This window comes from Sphingobium sp. 22B (assembly GCF_001580035.1).
Taxonomy (GTDB): domain Bacteria; phylum Pseudomonadota; class Alphaproteobacteria; order Sphingomonadales; family Sphingomonadaceae; genus Sphingobium; species Sphingobium fuliginis.
This window is the reverse complement of the sequence record NZ_LTAB01000051.1, coordinates 1-16,104: the sequence shown is the minus strand read 5'-3', so window position 1 is coordinate 16,104 and position 16,104 is coordinate 1. Positions and strand designations below refer to the sequence as shown.

The following is a 16,104-nucleotide window of genomic DNA, read 5'->3' as shown; positions in this document are numbered from 1 at the left end:
GCGAGGACCGCGCTTGCCCTTGCGCCCKCCCGGAACGAACTCCCGCAGCCGCTCCCACTGATCATCCCGCAGCACTTCGCCTTCCACGCCAGCCTCCAAAAGCCAGCCTTGAAGCACAAAATCCAAACCGTCGTGAATCCCTAAAATGTCACTACGGCCTAGACGATGAGCTTGCGGCGAAGGCACAGGCTTTCACCGGCCTGACCGAAAAATCGTCACTCGTTCGCGAAGCGCTCAAGGCTCTCATAGAGAGGGAGAGCGCAGCGCGACTTGTCCGCCTTGGTGGCACTGAGCCTCATGGTGAAGCTGCGCCACGCCGACGCCCCGATCCTGCATGATCCTGGTCGATACTTCCGTCTGGATCGGTCATTTTCGTCATGATGATCCCGTCCTTTCCCAATCGCTCAACCAACGGCAGGTTCTCTCCCACTCTTTCATCCTTGGGGAACTGGCGCTGGGCAGCCTTCGGCAAAGAGATCTCATACTTGAAGCGCTTTGCGGACTACCATCAGTTCTCGTCGCACACGATGAGGAGGTTCATGCCTTCATAAATAATCACAAGCTGTTCGGCCATGGCATCGGGTACATTGATGCACATCTGCTGGCAGCAACGATGTTAACGCCTGACGGGCAATTCTGGACACGTGACAAGCGATTACGAGCCGCCGCCTTGCGTCTCGGCGTGGATGCAAACTTGGATCAGTAGCAGCCTTGGTCGCCATGCCTGCCTCAATCGACTTAGCGCCCCTTATCGAAACATTCGCAAGGCCAAAAATTTCCGACAGCATCGCACTGCCGACGCGACCTTCCGCATATATCGGATAGCAGTAAGACCTCCGCCTCTGCGGTGCCCTCACTGTGAAAAGCTCCTCGCGCAAAAGCTGGAGCAAAAAAATGTCAAAGTAGTGCTAGGAATAAAAATCATTTTAACTTTGATTAACGCCCAAGAATTTCCGCAATCTTTGACGGATATTGTGACGGATATCCTGTTCCTGCAACGACCATGCAGCAAAACGAAATCTGCCGGTTTGGCATTCTTCTGGAAACGATTCTAATCTTGGGGCGATATGTCCAAGTTCATAAAAATAATATTTTTGCCCATTAAATCCACTTTTAAAAAAAGCTATCTTTTTATTATATACTCTAAATATCCTTATATCCTTATCGCTAACAAGGTATAATCTTCCATATTTATCTACCAATTTCTCAATATCTCTAATCGCGTCGACTGGATTTTTTGGAGAATATTCGTTGTCCCATCTAATGAAATCTTGCTGACAGACCTTTCCAATGCGAGTGAATTGCATATTATTAAGCATTGCAATACCCTGCGCCCGGCTATCGGGATAGGATACCCAATGCTTATGCGTGAGCCCAGATTGGCGTATCCACCTGGCAGCTTCGGCAGCGGTGTCGAAGGGATATATTAAATTAACGATCCCCAGAAAAATGCCGCATATCGCGGACATGCCGAGCCACGCCGAAAAATAACGGGAGACAACCAAACCCATCTCCTGCTCCCGCCAGATCAATGCTATGAATAGTAGCGCTATAATCGATAAATGCCTAATTGGCAAAACATACACAAACAAGCTAAATATAAAACAAATCAGCAAAAAACAAATAAGAAGAATTTTATGATATTGTATTTTAGGTTGATTCAAATAACAAAATACAATTGCGATAAATCCTCCAACTACCGAAATAACAACAGGAAATGTTGTGTTCCAGGCAAGGCCATTTTCGCTGATTGGTAGAGGCAAAAGTAACTGGGAAATATAAGCAAGAAAGACGAAGGCTGTAATAATCAAATTTGAAGAGGGTGGGAGAGCTGGAGCCACGTCAGGTGCCGGCACGACGCTCAAAGCTGCAGCCAAAGCACTCACCATCCAAAACGCAAAGCCCGGCCAAGACCAATTGCGCTCCTGCCAATAAATTACTAGACAGACTAGCGACAGAACACCAAAGAGAAAATCGACAGAAGGTAACGCTATTATTGCTACCCATGCCCAGCGCTTCTTCCTAAAAGCCCAAGCAATGAGAAATAGTAAAACACCGACAGATAGACTACGCGCTATTATCCCGTAGTCTATAATGACAAATGCGCTAAGAGAAAATAAAACCCTGATATACCGTTGAGGAAAACTTTTAAAAAGAATGATACTTTGAATAAGAAGTGATACTGGAAGCTGAACAAAAACAAGTACCCAAGGCAAAGGAACAATACGCGCTGCACCGCGGAGGATTAGATAATATAAGGGAGGATGCCCCTCATAATGCAAATTCTCAAATAACTGTCCCACAGTAGGTGATTGCACTGATAATTGTAGGGATTGCCACTCGTCCAACCAAGGTTCATGCATCAAAACTAAGGCAGCTTGAAACGACAGTATCCCTGCAACAATTAGAATCCACACTTTATTGCCAGTCAGCGCTAAAGAAAATTTCCCCATTTTTCCTTACACTTCCAATAAATAAATGAATTACATCTTCCTTATGAGATAATCATCACCTCCTATCCCGCGTCATAATGACTGGAAATATATATTCGATACCTTCCGGTAAAGATTAATTGATCACACAACGCTCTATTTCCACTAACAATGTTGAAAATATTACCCTAGCCCCTTCATAATCAACACGCTGAAGCTGGCAAGGCTCAGCACTAGTCATTCTAATCAATATTTTAAGACATCGTCTTTATCCAGTAGCGGCTTTGTCGCGATCAGAGCATAACCTAGGCTATCGTCTTTTGAGCCGAAGTTGAAAGCTATCGTCAGATGAGCCAACAGCAGAAAGATCAGTGCCAATGGCAACAACGGTAACAGCAGAGGCCATTGCCAAATAGAATGCCGGGACGGCTTCGCCAATCGCAAAGCAACGACAATAAGCTTGTTGGCTATGACCGCAATATCATTGCCACGCTCCTCTATATGAACGTGTATGAAGGATCGGAGCATGCGATCCAGGGCGTATTTGGAGAAGCGATGGAAGTCGTAAGGGGCATAGTGAACGCGAGCAGAAAAAGGGACGGTTGCGATCAACATTCCCCCAGGTTTCAGAACCCGCTCTATTTCTGCAAGCAACGCTTTTGGTTCAGGGGAATGTTCAAGCACTTCCGTGCACAGCACTGTGTCGAAGGTTGCATCTCCAAAAGGGATGGACAGACCGTCAAAAGCAACGACCTCTTCATTCCCCTGCATGGCGAAGGCACCCGCATGCGGAACATCGATCCCCGTATAGCGAACCGTTGGGGGCAAGAAGCTTCGATATGGCATCTCACCACAGCCGACATCCAACAATTCGCCGTTGAGATGGGAAAGCCTTGGCCACAAAAATGTCCAAATGGTGCCTAATTGAAGATCCGCGAAACGACGAAGGCGGAACGCCATTCTGGACTGCAAGGAGGACGCCACCTTCAACGGAATGGGTTGAAAATCTTCGGCACATTGGGTCATTTTCGGCACGAGTGCACAATCCATTCATGCTATCACCGCCTTCATAGGAGGTGTGGTGATATTAAGATAGCGGCGGTGGGTTGAATAAATCTTAACTATATTCTTCGAATTTGATCGCATGAAAGAAGAGCCCCTCACCGCCGTCGCGCTGCAGGATACTCACCTCCTTGCTCAGCGTATCAGAAGCCAAGCGCTGCGCATGGTTACGAGAGCGAAGGCCTCCCACATCGGTTCAGCGCTGTCGATCGCCGACATCATCGCTGTATTGTATGGCCAGACGCTACGAGTCAGTCCCGCTTTTCCAAACCATCCTGATCGCGATCGCTTCATCCTGTCGAAGGGACATGCCTGTGTGGCTGTCTATGCGGCCCTAGCAGAAGCCGGCTTCATCGATCACGCGCTGCTCGAAACCTATGGTACCGACGGCTCCGCGCTCATGGCACATATTAGTCACAAGATTCCCGGCGCGGAATTTTCCACCGGAGCACTAGGCCATGGGCTGCCTTTCGGCTCAGGTAAGGCGTTGGCGGCAAAGCGCCGTAACAACGGCTGGCGCACGATCGTTCTCACAAGTGACGGTGAATGGGGCGAGGGCAGCAATTGGGAAGCGGCACTCTTTGCGGCACATCATGGCCTCGATAATCTCATTTGTATTCTCGATTATAACAAGTTGCAGAGCCTTAAGACTGTGGATGAGACACTGAGACTTGAACCGCTGCATTCCAAATTCGAGGCATTTGGATGGGCTGTTCGTGAAGTGGATGGCCATGATCATGCCGCACTAAACAATATCCTGAGCACGGGACCATGGGAAGGTGGAAAACCGATGATGCTGATCGCGCACACGATCAAGGGCAAAGGTGTCAGTTTCATGGAGAATAGGGTGGAATGGCATTACCGCAGTCCATCTCCTGATTTGCTGGAAGCGGCCCTCGCTGAAATCGAAGGATAAAAGACAGTGCGTAACGCCTTCATCGAGGAACTGACCACCATAGCAGCAACCCATGATAATATCGCACTTGTCGTGGGCGATTTGGGCTATAGCGTAATCGAGGAATTTGCCGATAGCTTCCCGGACCGCTTCATCAATGCCGGAGTGGCTGAGCAGAATATGACCGGTCTTGCTGCCGGGATGGCGAGCGAGGGTTATCACGTCTTCACATATTCCATCGCCAATTTCCCCACTTTCCGATGCGCCGAGCAGATCAGGAACGATGTCGACCATCATAGGCTGCCCGTCACCGTCGTCGCCGTGGGCGGCGGCGTCTCCTACGGCGCGCTTGGTTATTCCCATCACGCCGTGCAGGATTATGCATTGATACGGGCAATGCCCCACATGACCATCGCCGCTCCTGGAGATCCGCTGGAAACTCGGGCATGCCTACGCTGGCTGGTCGACAATCCGGGACCTTCCTATCTGCGCCTTGGCAAAGCTGGGGAACCCCAATTTCATGAAAGCATGCCCAACGTGGCGCCGGGCCATTGGATACCTGTTCGCGAAGGCGACGGAAGTGCTGCGATGCTTTCGACCGGTGCGGCGCTAGGCGCTGCGATCGCGAGGGCAGAAGGCCGCGCTGTCTGGTCGCTCCCGCTTTGGAACATGTCGGCAAAGACACTCCAGCCAGCGCAGTTGGCACGGTTCGAACGGGTGACCACGCTGGAGGATCATCTCGCCGATGGCGGCTTCGGCTCCTGGCTGATGGAATCGGTTGCCGGCACCCCCATCGCAGCTCGCATCGAACCAATCACTTTATCTGCTGCGATTTGTGACATGGTCGCAGGGCAAGCGATGCTTAACCGAATTGGCGGGCTTACCCTTTAACGGCTTCTTTACCATGCCCGTTCATAGGATATGATCTATGAAAGCGATCATTCTTGCAGGGGGCCTTGGTACCCGCCTTGCCGAAGAAACTTCGGTTCGTCCCAAGCCCATGGTGGAAATTGGCGGTAAGCCGATCCTGTGGCATATCATGAAAATCTATGCCCAACACGGCGTAGACGAGTTTATCGTGTGCCTTGGCTACAAGGGTTACATGATCAAGGAATATTTCTTCAATTACGCTCTGCACATGTCGGATGTCACGATCGACCTGCGCCGCGGGACGACGGACGTACATCGCAACGCATGCGAGAATTGGAAGATTTCCCTTATCGACACAGGCGCGGAAACCATGACCGGCGGTCGTTTACGCCAAGCACTGCAGTATCTGGGGGATGACGAGGATTTTTGCCTCACCTACGGCGATGGCGTCAGCGATCTTGATATCAGCGCAGCGATCGACTTTCATCGCAGCCACGGTCGCAAGGCCACTGTGACCGCGGTACGCCCTGCCAGCCGCTATGGCCAGCTCGACCTTGATGGCGACCGTGTCTCAGCCTTTTCCGAAAAGCCGGTGGAGGAAGGAGGCTGGATCAACGGCGGCTTCTTCGTACTCAATCGCGCCATAGCCAAGTATCTCGGCAATTCCGATAGCTGCATCTGGGAGCGCGAGCCACTGGAATGCCTCGCCTCCGACGGCGAACTGCGCTCCTTCTTTCATGATGGATTCTGGCAGCCGATGGACACATTACGCGACAGGCAGATGCTTGAAGGTATGTGGGAACGGAAAGAGGCCCCGTGGAAAACCTGGCACTGAAACGGCCGGGTGCCATGTTCTTGGCGCCCGATCCTGCCTTCTGGGCGGAGCGGCGCGTGCTCGTGACCGGCCACACAGGCTTCAAGGGCACTTGGCTGTTGGTGCTGTTGGAAAGGTTGGGCGCGCACGTCACGGGTCTGGCCCTGGCGCCTGACAGCAGTCCGTCCATGTTCGAGACCGTAGAAGCGGTAACGCTATGCGATCACCATATAGCGGACATTCGGGACGCGGATGCAGTTGCAACCATCATGAGCCGGGCAGAGCCGGAAATTGTTTTGCACCTCGCGGCACAGCCGCTGGTGCGCGCTTCCTATGTCGATCCTCTGAGCACCTATCACACCAACGTAATGGGTACCGCCAATGTGCTGGAGGCATGCCGCCATACTCCTTCCGTTAGCGCCATTCTTTCCGTTACAACCGATAAATGCTATGCGAATGACGGTCGAAGCGAAGGCTATAGGGAGCATGCTCCCCTGGGTGGTCATGACCCATATTCAAACAGCAAAGCCTGCGCGGAACTGGTGAGCGCCTGCTGGCGCGACAGTTTCCTCGCTCAAAAAGGCGTGGGCCTTGCTACTGCGCGGGCCGGCAATGTGATCGGAGGTGGCGATTGGTCTGTCGATCGATTGATCCCTGACGCTATCCGTGCCTTTTCCGCTGGACGTTGCCTTGAAATTCGCAATCCGGATGCAGTGCGCCCATGGCAGCATGTGCTGGAACCATTGACCGGCTATCTGCTGCTCGCCCAGGCGTTGGCCACTAACCCCGTCAGCTTCGCGCGAGCGTGGAATTTCGGACCCGCAGCCACTGACACGGCAAGTGTACGCGAGGTCATCGACCTGCTAGCCAGTCACTGGGGCGTGACCCGCCCTTGGACGAGGCAGCTTGGTGATCATCCGCACGAAGCCGCGATGCTGACGCTCGATTCCTCGTCCGCCGCAGCGGCGTTGAACTGGCATCCACGTCTGTCGCTGAGCCAGGCGCTAGCGCTGACTGTTGAATGGTATCTTGCCGAGGACAAGCAATCAGCGACCCGTACACAAGCCGAGGATTTTCTCGCCATGGTGTCTGCATGAGTCGGATCCTCATTACCGGAGCCAGTGGTTTTGTCGGTGCTGCCGTCGCTGATCTCGCGGTGAGGGAGGGCCACAGCGTTACCATTCTTGTGCGCAATGCAGCTTCGCACCGAGTGGCAGCGTTGGCGAGTCGATGCGCGGTCGCGGTCGCTGACCTCGCTGACAATGCGGCAGTCGTTAGGGCTTTGGAGACGACACGCCCCAACATCGTCATTCATTCGGCTTGGGAAGGCGTGGGTGGGCCTGCCCGCGCAAGCGATCTCCAGCTCGACAACATCCGGACGACGGTGGCCTTACTCGACAGCGCAATTGCCTCCGGCGCAAACCGCTTCATCGGTATCGGCAGCCAAGCGGAATATGGTCGCCACGACCGACGCATCGACGAAAGTGCCCCAACCGAACCCTTTCTCCTCTATGGCGCCGCCAAGCTGTCCGCCTGCCATCTGACGCGCCAGCGCTCTGCGGAAGCTGGGATTGGCTTTGTCTGGCTCCGGCTCTTCTCTCCATACGGCCCCGGCGACAATCCCAACTGGCTGATTCCGTCGGTTACAACGCAGATTCTCTCGGGTCGAACGCCGCGTACCAGCGCAGGCACGCAGAAATGGGACTATCTTCACATCTCGGATTGCGCGCGAGGCATATTGGCCGCTGCGCTGACCGACAGTGCCCAGGGTATCTTCAACCTGTCTAGCGGCCGCGCTGTGACCGTTCGTTCTATCGTAGAGCGCATCCGCGACTTGGCCTGTCCTGCGCTTGCTCTGAGATTCGGAGAAATCCCATTCGGTCCGAACCAGATCATGTATCTGGAGGGAGATTGCAGCCGTCTTACCGCCGCCACCGGATGGACCCCGCGCATCGCCATCGAAGACGGCCTTGTCACTGTGGTCGATGCGCTGAGGCGGGCGGCGTGATCGCGCCCAACTTTGATCGCCGGTTCATCGGCTTTCTCGTCGCGGGCGCGATGAATACGCTGTTTGGCTATGGCGTGTTTGGCGCTTTGGTGTTGCTCAGATTACATCCTCATATGGCCCTAATCTTCGGGACCGTGGCGGGGGTTCTCTTCAATTTCCTGACGGCCAGCGCTGTTTTCCACTCGCGCGATATCCGTAGACTGCCGCGCTTTCTTATCGTCTATGCCTCCATGCTTGGCCTCAATATGCTGTTGCTGGACCTTGGCATGCGCGTTGGACTTAGTCCGTTGCTAGCTCAGGCTATTGTTCTGCCCTTCTTTGCCCTCACCTTCCTTGCCATGCGCCGCTTCGTGTTCGCGGCTTCGCCGGAGCAGACATCATGAAGACCATCTCGATCGTGACGCCGTGCTTCAATGAGGCGGATAACGTTGAATTATGCCGCGACGCTGTCGCGTCTCTGTTCGCCCCCGGCGCTCCGCTGGAAGGTTATGGCCGCGAGCATATCTTCGCCGACAATGACAGCCACGACGGTACGCAGGACATATTGCGCAAACTGGCCTCTACCGATCCATGCATCAAGGTGATCCTGAACGCCCGCAATTACGGTCCCTTCCGATCCAACTTCAATGCATTGCGCGCTGCAACAGGCGATGCCGTGGTGGTCTTCCTGCCCGCTGATCTTCAGGATCCGGCGGAGATGATTCCCGAATTCGTCAAGCTATGGGAAAGTGGCATTGAAGTCGTCGCAGGCGCACGCGTCAACCGACAGGAAAGCGTGGCGCTGCGCACTTGTCGCGCGATCTTCTATCGCACGGTACGCAGCTTGAGCGATATCGACATTCCCGTCAATGTCGGCGAGTTTCAGCTGCTCGACCGCAAGGTGTGGGAGGCAGTCGTTTGCCATGACGATCACTACCCCTATATTCGGGGCATCATCGCCTCGGTCGGCTTCCGCCGCGTCATCGTGCCCTACACCTGGACAGCGCGACGTTCCGGCATCTCGAAGAACAACCTGCCGCGCCTGATCGATCAGGCGCTGAACGGTATCTTCAGCTTCACAAACGTGCCAATGCGCCTATGCACCTTCGCCGGCGCTATCATAGCGGTTCTGTGCCTGTTGTATGTCCTCATGGCCGTTGGCTTCTATGTGGCTCGCCCCGACCTAGCCCCGCGCGGGACAATGACGTTGATTGTCGCCCTCTTTTTCTTGTCCGGTATCCAACTGACATTCCTGGGCATATTGGGCGAATATGTAACCTCGATACACGCGCAGGTACGGAAACGTCCACTTGTGGTCGAACGAGAGCGGATCAATATGGCGCCATCGGTCGGAAATGCGGTCCACAAGCTCCAACATCGGTTGAAGGTGGAGGTCGCATGACCTCTATCCCAGCCGGGATAGTGAGAGTTGAACACGAACGCCCAGTCTCGGTCCCGCTGCGAACGCTGACTGCGGCGCTCATTGCACTATTTGCCCTCGACAATATTCTGCTGCTCGGATTGTTGGGCATATCGCCCCCGCTCGTGGTCGCGCTGGTACTGACGCTGCCGGTCGCCCTCGCATGCATCGTCTGGAAGAGCATGCCCGGCGATTGCGGGATCAGCCTGCGAACTATTTTCGTCTGCTTTGCTGTTGCTACAATCCTGCTGATCCTTGGAGGCGAAGGACGCTTGATCTTTGCAACGGCAGACTGGCAGATTCGCGATGCAGTACTCGCTGATATGGGCATGCATCGCTGGCCATTCGATTACTGGCTGGATGGCAAGTCTCAACTATTGCGCGCGCCTGTTGGCATGTATCTGGTTCCCGCGCTTTTTGGCGGCATCAGTCAGGTTGGCCGCGACTGGGCGTTACTGGCGCATAACACGCTGATATTGACCCTTCTCTTGGCACAAGGGGCAGCTTTATTCGAAGGGCAACGGGCACGCTGGATCGCGCTCATCACATTTCTGACATTCAGTGGACTAGATGTGGTCGGTAATCTTATCCATCAATGGATGGCAGGAGAGACAGACTGGGATCATATCGAATACTGGGCGCAAAATTATCAGTATAGCGCGCATATCACCCAGATATTCTGGGTTCCCCAGCATGGTATGGCAGGGTGGAGTGTAGCCCTCACATTTCTTCTTTGGCGTCGCAAAATGGCTCCGATCGGCCTTTTCGCTGCCAGTATCCCGCTAGTCGCGCTATGGTCGCCCTTTGCCGTGCTAGGTGCGCTGCCCTTCGCTGCCTTCGCCAGCATTTGTGTCGTTCGCACCGGCGCTTGGGGATGGCGCGACGTCCTTCTCTGCTTGGTGGCAAGCGCATGCTCATTGCCGGCGTTTATCTACTTATCCGCCGATGCAGCGACTGTTGGAGGTGGACCGCTGCCTCCAGATGGCACCTATGGCCTGTTCTTGTTGTTGGAGGTCATGCCTTTTCTTCTACCATTATTGCGCGATCGGGCGACCGATCGCGCAATAATGTTGATTACGGCTGGGAGCCTTTCCCTCATGCCACTATGGTCGATCGGGTCGAGCAATGATTTTCAAATGCGCGCGTCGATAATGGCATTAGCACTGCTCGCCCTTGCCTACGCTGACCGAGCGGGCAGGCTGGAGCGATGGAACGATAAAATTTGGTTCCTGGCCTTGATCAGCCTGGGGTCGGTAACTGGGGCTGCCGAAATCGCTCGCGACTTCCGCTTGTCACCTTCTCCAACGCCCCATTGTTCGCTGGTCGGCGTATGGAATCGGCAGACAGGTACCGCAGTCCCCCACGCATCCTATTTTGCTGCGCGTGACGCCATGCCTTTCCGGATAGACCCGGTGGCGCGCGTGGCCGAAACACAGCCGACACGTTGTTGGGATCGCCCTTGGTTCAGCCCTAGACGCGACCGCGAACAACAGTAGCACACATATGCATTCCTCCCTACCCATGCTGTCGGTCTACATCGGGCTGCTGATAGCCGCATTGCTGGCACCTTATGCTTCGAACTGGTTCAGGCCGATGCCAAATGCCGCCTGGCCGGTTTGCTTGCTATTGATAGCGGGCGCTTGCTTTCTCATGCTTGCGAGAAATGGCAATGTCGCATGGATTGGAGCGCTTCTGCTGCTGCCGTTGATCAGGGGTGGGACGCTTTCGCTTCTGGGCGGCACCACCGCCATCCTGCTGTTCGGGACAACAATGTGGTGGTCGCTGACTTTTCAGCTCAGCCCGACCCAAACCTTGATATTCGTTGTTCTGACGTTGATCCCCCTCCTGCTGCTGCTTTTTTTGCCTCGTACCCGATCGGATGGGCCATTTCGCCTCTGGGTGCCGGTGTTGGCAAGTCTCCTCATTGGTCTGGCTGCCGGCCTGCCGACAACCCCATTCGAATCTCTCCAACCATTCTACACTGGCTGGCATCATTGGAGCGCTTTACTAGCACCAGTCGAGGCATGGCGAGGGGGCGGCCTCCCCTATCGCGATTTCCCGGTCCAATATGGGCTTGGTCCTACCGCCCTGTTATTGGCAAGCTGCGGTCAAAATTGCTGGCGCGGGATGTACACGGTCGCGGTCATCGCCAATGCACTCTATTTTGCGATTTTGGCCGGCAGCACGATCCTACTGACAGCAGGCCGCAAGCAGGGTTTACGATGGCTTGCCCTGGTCGCGATGTTTTTTGCCTGCTTAATCTGGACCGGCTTTCCGATTCAATTTGCCGGTCCTGTGCTGACACCGGCCGTAGCCGGGCTACGCTTCCTGTCCATCGCCGCCCTGCTCTTCCACATCCTGCTGGCGGAAAAGCGGCAGGTCCGCCGCGACTGGATTGGGCATCTGCTGTGGCTCATCGATATGTTCTGGTCGCCAGAAGCGGCCTTTTTCGGAACTGCGATTTGGTGGCCCTATCTGGCAATTCGTGATGCTACCGACACCGACGGTCGAATTCCAGCCCTGCTCGCCTTACTCGGCGGCGCTATGCGCGGCGCCATTGCAGTTCTGATTGGCGGCACGATGCTCGCCCTCCTCCTGTGGTTAATATCAGGCCATAGCCTCACGATAGATGCATTTTTTGCCTATATTGCGCATCCGCCAGGCATGCTGCCGGTCAATTGGGTAGGAACCATCTGGATCGCGCTGGCCGCTGTCATGCTCGCGATCGGGCTCCTGTTGCAACAAGGGTTCTCCTCCCAATCGCGATCGCTCTACGCATGCTTGCTAGGGTTCTTGGCAGCCAGCAGCTATTTCCTCAGCCGCAGTCACGACAACAATATTTTAAACCTGTTTCCCTTACTGCTGCTGCTGCTGCTTGCGATGCTGGGGAGCATCGATGAAAGCGATCGGGGCACGCGGATCTTTGCTGGCGCCTTTGTTCGCACCATGATGACCGCTATGATACCCTTCATCGCCGCCTTCAACTTTGATCCCTGGATCGATGGCGCCCGCCGAACAGGTCTGCTGACGTTGGGTCCATCCCGCATGATCGCTCGCTTCACACCGGCGCCGAACGATGGGCCCACACCGATGCGGCGTGATGCTGCGATGGGACTGGAATATCTGCACGCCCGCCACGCCGGCATGGTCGTGCTGCTGGATGACCGCAAGCTGCTCCTTCATTCCACATCCGCTTCGACATGGACAAGCGTTAACAATGTCGCCAATTTCGAACCTCTGCCCGGCATGATTATACTGCACTATGTTAAACGCGGCGCAATGGCCTACCGACGTCCCGGATGGATATTGGTCGGTCCCGGCTATGACGCATGGGTAAGCGCATTTCAGACCGCTTATGACATAAGAGAGCGGATATCTTTTGGTATCTACCAAGCCTACTATCTTGCTCCACGCCAAAGTCCTACGAATGAGCGTACAATCAAGCTAGCCGCATTGAATCTGGACAATACCAAGCCCAAACCAGAACCAACCGTTCGGGATATCCTTGAACATGGAAGCCAGTGCATGGGAAATTGCCGCTAAGCGATTTCTGAGCGTTTGAACCAGCGAGGCCAGGTAACAGGGGGTAAAGGCGGGATCGCCGAAAATCTGAGTCGGCCAATGTGATGTCCCCTTGTCTAAAGGAGGGTCACCAATGCTGTTCGTGGGTTTGGATGTCTCTGTCGCAGAGACGAGCGTATGCGTCATCGATGATGCCGGAAGCTCATCAAGGAGGGTAAGGTTCGCACCGACCCGTTGGCGATAGGCCGCTATGTCGTGAAGCATGCCCCCGATGCCGAACGCATCGGAATAGAGGCAGGTAGTTCGAGCAGTTGGCTTTGCCGAGAGCTCAAGTCGCAGGGTCTCCCCGGGGTGTATATGGAGGCGCGTGACGCACACCGCGCTCTGTCGATGCGCCTCAACAAGACGGATCGTAACGACGCCCGTGGTCTCGCCGAACTGATGCGCGTCGGTTAGTTCAAGGCTGCCCATGCGAAATCCGTCGAGGCGCATCAACGACGATCTCTGCTTCTGGCCCGTCAGCGCCTGATCAACATGCGGCGCGATCTGGAGAACCAAGCCCGCAACATTATGAAGACGACCGGGGCCATGCTGGGCAGCCCCGCTGGCCGCGGGCTTGCGCAGCGCGTGCAAGCGGCACGCGACGGTAATCCAGCGCTCACCGCGATGTGCGGTCCGTTGCTGACCGTCGTGCAAAGCATCCGGGATCAGATCCGCGCCTATGACAGGCTTCTCCTGAACATGGCTCGACGAGACGAAACGGCCCGGCGGCTCATGACCGTGCCGGGCGTCGGTGCCCTGACTTCGCTCGCGTTCATGAGGGCCGTCGACGACCCATCCAGTTTGCGGCGATCGAGCGATGTCGGCGCCTATCTCGCGCTCACGCCCGACGACATCAATCCGGCGAGATGGACTGGTCCGGCCGCATCTCGAAATTGGGAGACCGGCTCGCGCGAACCTACCTGTTCGAGGCGGCATCCGTTCTCGTCGGCCGGATCGAGCGATGGTCCTCCTTGAAGGCCTGGGGCGTGCGCCTCACCAAAAGGGTGGCTCCAAAAAGGCTGGTATCGCGGTGGCCCGCAAAATCGCCGTTATTCTCCACAGCATCTGAGTTGACGGCACCGAGTTTGAATGGGGAGCGGCACCCGCCGCAGCCTGAACCAATATCCCGCTCCGCTCGACCGAGCGGATCTTCCGACCGGGACGATGGGGCTGATGACCTCGCAGCAATCGTTGTGGCCTTGGACCACGCGGGTAACGATGAGGCATCGCACCGACGGAGCCCATGATGAGGCAGGTTTTCCCGACCTCGTAAAGAACGACGAGCCCGGCAAGACGATGGTCAACACCAACCTATCGGGAAATATCGATGCATATTGCCAGATGATAACCCATCGGATAAGTCCGATGCATGTATCAGAACCTCGCTCTCAAAGCTCTTGCGGCGCTCGCGCATCCCACGCGGCTCGACGCCTTTCGCCTGCTCGTCCGGCATGAGCCCGAAGGGCTATCCACGGGCGCGCTCGTGGATGCCAGCGGCCTCACACAGAGTACCTTCTCCACGCATCTCGCCGTTCTCGCAAAGGCTGGCCTTGTCAGCGCCGACAAGCGCGGCCGGCATCAGATTCAGCGCGCCAATATCGACACGCTTCGCGGTCTCATGATCTTTCTCGCCAAGGATTGCTGTCAGGGCCGCGCCGAACTCTGCGAGCCGCTGCTCGCCGACCTCACCTGTTGCCGAAGGACCGGGCGCCCGTGACCACCATCGTCATCTATCACAATCCCGGCTGCGGAACTTCGCGGAACACGCTGGCGCTGATCCGCAATTCGGGGGTCGAACCGCATGTCGTCGAATATCTGAGGACACCGCCGTCGCGCGCACTGATCATCGAAATGATCGAGCGGGCCGGTATGACGCCGCGCGCGCTCCTGCGCGAGAAAGGCACGCCTTATGCCGACCTCGGCCTGGGTGACGATGCATTATCCGATGAAACCTTGATCGACGCGATGATGGCGGATCCCATTCTCATCAATCGTCCGCTGGTGGTGACGCCGCTCGGCGTGAAGCTCTGCCGGCCGTCCGAGGCAGTGCTCGACATCCTGCCGGATGCGCAGCGCGGAGCCTTCGCGAAGGAGGACGGCGAGCAGGTCGTCGATGGGGCGGGGAACCGCATCACGGCCACGTGACCCGACGTGCCGTCTTCGCCGAGGCGGCGGGCAGCTTCATGCTGTTCGCTACGGTCATCGGCTCGGGCATCATGGCCGAACGGCTTGCCGGCGGGAACCTCGCCATTGCCCTTCTCGGCAATACGCTCGCGACCGGCGCGATCCTGTTCGTCCTCATCACGATGTTCGGGCCGGTGTCCGGTGCCCATGTGAACCCGGCCGTCACGCTGGTTATGCGGCTGCGCGGCCACATCCGCACCGATACGGCTATCGCTTACGTCGCTGCCCAACTCGTTGGCGGCATAGTTGGCGTCTGGCTCGCGCATCTGATGTTCGACGGGCCGATCCTCCAGATGTCGGCCAAGATCCGCAGCGGTCCCGGCCTGCGTGCCCGCCTTCATCGCTGCCCAGCTTGTCGGCGCGCTGGCCGCGCAATTCGTTGCCGACACGATCTTCGCGGAACCGCATAGCGAAGCCGCTTAGATCGGATCAGCGATGCGCTCATCATTAGCGGCACACTCAGCATCGCGCCGGGTGCGACGCTCAGGATCACCGGCAATCGTCCGCTGACCCCTGGCGTCACCTATGAACTGATCACGACCACCGGCGGCATCACCGGCAGCTTCACCACCATCGACAAGGCCTCAACCGTGGTCGGCTTCGTCCGGCAGGGCGATCACAGCATTGACCTGCTCGGTCAGTTCGTGCTGGGCAGCAACGCGACCGGCCAGTTCGCGCAGACGGTGGATTATCTGAATGACTGACCGGCTGACGCCGGTAGGATCATGTCGAAGGGCTGAAGCCGTTTTTGTGGCCATGCCCGTCGAGGTAACGCAGGATGGTGTCATCGGTGATGTTGCCGGACGTGGTCGAGAAGTAGCCGCGCTGCCAGAAGCGTTGGCCCCAGTAGCGCTTGCGGATATGCTCGAACTCCTG

General features: G+C 56.2%; 17 protein-coding genes and 3 pseudogenes. 15 read left to right on the top strand and 5 right to left on the bottom strand.

Features of this window, described 5'->3' with window-relative positions; all coding sequences use genetic code 11:
• Positions 1-87 (bottom strand): annotated as a pseudogene (locus A0J57_RS26215) (IS5/IS1182 family transposase); the annotation flags it as partial.
• Between the two features lie 83 nt (positions 88-170).
• Here A0J57_RS26215 and A0J57_RS27235 point away from each other — a divergent pair.
• Together A0J57_RS27235 and A0J57_RS24165 are read left to right on the top strand one after the other, a co-directional pair.
• Positions 171-338, top strand: a pseudogene (locus A0J57_RS27235) (type II toxin-antitoxin system VapB family antitoxin); the annotation flags it as partial.
• A complete protein-coding gene (locus A0J57_RS24165) occupies positions 335-706 on the top strand; it encodes a type II toxin-antitoxin system VapC family toxin (protein WP_062017445.1) in 372 nt (123 codons plus the stop codon). The pseudogene A0J57_RS27235 and the gene A0J57_RS24165, both read left to right, overlap by 4 nt.
• 220 nt (positions 707-926) lie before the next feature.
• Here A0J57_RS24165 and A0J57_RS26210 read toward each other — a convergent pair whose 3' ends face one another.
• Together A0J57_RS26210 and A0J57_RS24160 are read right to left on the bottom strand one after the other, a co-directional pair.
• Positions 927-2,453, bottom strand: a complete 1,527-nt coding sequence (locus A0J57_RS26210; RefSeq protein WP_153017894.1) for a hypothetical protein — start codon at positions 2,451-2,453, stop codon at positions 927-929.
• 225 nt (positions 2,454-2,678) lie between these two features.
• A complete protein-coding gene (locus A0J57_RS24160; RefSeq protein WP_062017442.1) occupies positions 2,679-3,458 on the bottom strand; it encodes a class I SAM-dependent methyltransferase in 780 nt (259 codons plus the stop codon).
• Positions 3,459-3,576: 118 nt separating this feature from the next.
• Between A0J57_RS24160 and A0J57_RS24155 the strand changes: the two genes are divergently transcribed.
• From A0J57_RS24155 to A0J57_RS24115, 9 genes are read left to right on the top strand one after another with little or no spacing between them, the layout of a single operon-like run.
• Positions 3,577-4,410, top strand: coding sequence for a transketolase (locus A0J57_RS24155; protein WP_062017439.1), 834 nt, complete (start codon positions 3,577-3,579; stop codon positions 4,408-4,410).
• Between the two features lie 6 nt (positions 4,411-4,416).
• On the top strand, positions 4,417-5,280 hold the full coding sequence (locus tag A0J57_RS24150) for a transketolase family protein (RefSeq protein WP_061940690.1): 864 nt from the start codon (positions 4,417-4,419) through the stop codon (positions 5,278-5,280).
• 37 nt (positions 5,281-5,317) lie between these two features.
• Positions 5,318-6,094: a glucose-1-phosphate cytidylyltransferase gene (rfbF, locus tag A0J57_RS24145; protein ID WP_061940689.1), complete on the top strand. Its 777-nt coding sequence runs from the start codon at positions 5,318-5,320 to the stop codon at positions 6,092-6,094.
• Positions 6,076-7,170 (top strand): CDP-glucose 4,6-dehydratase, encoded by a 1,095-nt coding sequence (rfbG, locus tag A0J57_RS24140; protein WP_101756504.1) that lies wholly within the window; start codon positions 6,076-6,078, stop codon positions 7,168-7,170. Before rfbF ends, rfbG begins: the two co-directional genes overlap by 19 nt.
• Entirely contained in the window at positions 7,167-8,081 is a 915-nt protein-coding gene (locus tag A0J57_RS24135) for an NAD(P)-dependent oxidoreductase (RefSeq protein ID WP_061940687.1), read from the top strand. Before rfbG ends, A0J57_RS24135 begins: the two co-directional genes overlap by 4 nt.
• Positions 8,078-8,464, top strand: coding sequence for a GtrA family protein (locus A0J57_RS24130; RefSeq protein ID WP_061940685.1), 387 nt, complete (start codon positions 8,078-8,080; stop codon positions 8,462-8,464). Before A0J57_RS24135 ends, A0J57_RS24130 begins: the two co-directional genes overlap by 4 nt.
• Positions 8,461-9,462 carry a glycosyltransferase family 2 protein gene (locus A0J57_RS24125; protein ID WP_064232773.1) on the top strand — a complete coding sequence of 334 codons (1,002 nt, stop codon included), beginning with the start codon at positions 8,461-8,463 and terminating at the stop codon, positions 9,460-9,462. The genes A0J57_RS24130 and A0J57_RS24125 overlap by 4 nt, the downstream gene beginning before the upstream one ends.
• Positions 9,459-10,976 (top strand): hypothetical protein, encoded by a 1,518-nt coding sequence (locus tag A0J57_RS24120; protein WP_061940682.1) that lies wholly within the window; start codon positions 9,459-9,461, stop codon positions 10,974-10,976. Before A0J57_RS24125 ends, A0J57_RS24120 begins: the two co-directional genes overlap by 4 nt.
• 25 nt (positions 10,977-11,001) lie before the next feature.
• Positions 11,002-13,023, top strand: a complete 2,022-nt coding sequence (locus A0J57_RS24115) for a hypothetical protein (RefSeq protein ID WP_061940679.1) — start codon at positions 11,002-11,004, stop codon at positions 13,021-13,023.
• Here the strand turns inward: A0J57_RS24115 and A0J57_RS26750 are convergent.
• Entirely contained in the window at positions 12,925-13,560 is a 636-nt protein-coding gene (locus A0J57_RS26750; protein ID WP_201030970.1) for a hypothetical protein, read from the bottom strand. The two genes, A0J57_RS24115 and A0J57_RS26750, sit on opposite strands and share 99 nt — an antisense overlap.
• Here A0J57_RS26750 and A0J57_RS27385 point away from each other — a divergent pair.
• The 4 genes and pseudogenes from A0J57_RS27385 (at position 13,537) to A0J57_RS24095 (ending at position 15,638) form a co-directional block, all read left to right on the top strand.
• A pseudogene (locus tag A0J57_RS27385) lies at positions 13,537-14,291 on the top strand (transposase). The gene A0J57_RS26750 and the pseudogene A0J57_RS27385 sit on opposite strands and share 24 nt — an antisense overlap.
• A gap of 122 nt (positions 14,292-14,413) precedes the next feature.
• Positions 14,414-14,761: a helix-turn-helix transcriptional regulator gene (locus A0J57_RS24105; protein WP_061940675.1), complete on the top strand. Its 348-nt coding sequence runs from the start codon at positions 14,414-14,416 to the stop codon at positions 14,759-14,761.
• Positions 14,758-15,189 (top strand): arsenate reductase (glutaredoxin), encoded by a 432-nt coding sequence (arsC, locus tag A0J57_RS24100; protein WP_061940672.1) that lies wholly within the window; start codon positions 14,758-14,760, stop codon positions 15,187-15,189. Before A0J57_RS24105 ends, arsC begins: the two co-directional genes overlap by 4 nt.
• The gene (locus A0J57_RS24095; protein WP_235600950.1) at positions 15,186-15,638 is read left to right on the top strand and encodes an aquaporin; all 453 of its coding nucleotides are present in this window, start codon (positions 15,186-15,188) and stop codon (positions 15,636-15,638) included. Before arsC ends, A0J57_RS24095 begins: the two co-directional genes overlap by 4 nt.
• Before the next feature lie 313 nt (positions 15,639-15,951).
• On the opposite strand, the gene A0J57_RS24090 is transcribed toward A0J57_RS24095, so the two are convergent.
• Positions 15,952-16,104: transposase (locus tag A0J57_RS24090; protein ID WP_201030967.1), on the bottom strand; the 153-nt coding region annotated here is incomplete at its 5' end.

Bases quoted from the DNA above. Each gene is read 5' to 3' on its own strand.
- A0J57_RS24160 (WP_062017442.1), bottom strand. From the start codon at position 3,458: ATGACCCAATGTGCCGAAGATTTTCAACCCATTCCGTTGAAGGTGGCG.
- A0J57_RS24155 (WP_062017439.1), top strand. From the start codon at position 3,577: ATGAAAGAAGAGCCCCTCACCGCCGTCGCGCTGCAGGATACTCACCTC.
- A0J57_RS24120 (WP_061940682.1), top strand. From the start codon at position 9,459: ATGACCTCTATCCCAGCCGGGATAGTGAGAGTTGAACACGAACGCCCA.
- A0J57_RS24165 (WP_062017445.1), top strand. From the start codon at position 335: ATGATCCTGGTCGATACTTCCGTCTGGATCGGTCATTTTCGTCATGAT.
- A0J57_RS26210 (WP_153017894.1), bottom strand. From the start codon at position 2,453: ATGGGGAAATTTTCTTTAGCGCTGACTGGCAATAAAGTGTGGATTCTA.
- A0J57_RS24135 (WP_061940687.1), top strand. From the start codon at position 7,167: ATGAGTCGGATCCTCATTACCGGAGCCAGTGGTTTTGTCGGTGCTGCC.
- A0J57_RS24115 (WP_061940679.1), top strand. From the start codon at position 11,002: ATGCTGTCGGTCTACATCGGGCTGCTGATAGCCGCATTGCTGGCACCT.
- A0J57_RS24105 (WP_061940675.1), top strand. From the start codon at position 14,414: ATGTATCAGAACCTCGCTCTCAAAGCTCTTGCGGCGCTCGCGCATCCC.
- A0J57_RS24125 (WP_064232773.1), top strand. From the start codon at position 8,461: ATGAAGACCATCTCGATCGTGACGCCGTGCTTCAATGAGGCGGATAAC.
- rfbF (WP_061940689.1), top strand. From the start codon at position 5,318: ATGAAAGCGATCATTCTTGCAGGGGGCCTTGGTACCCGCCTTGCCGAA.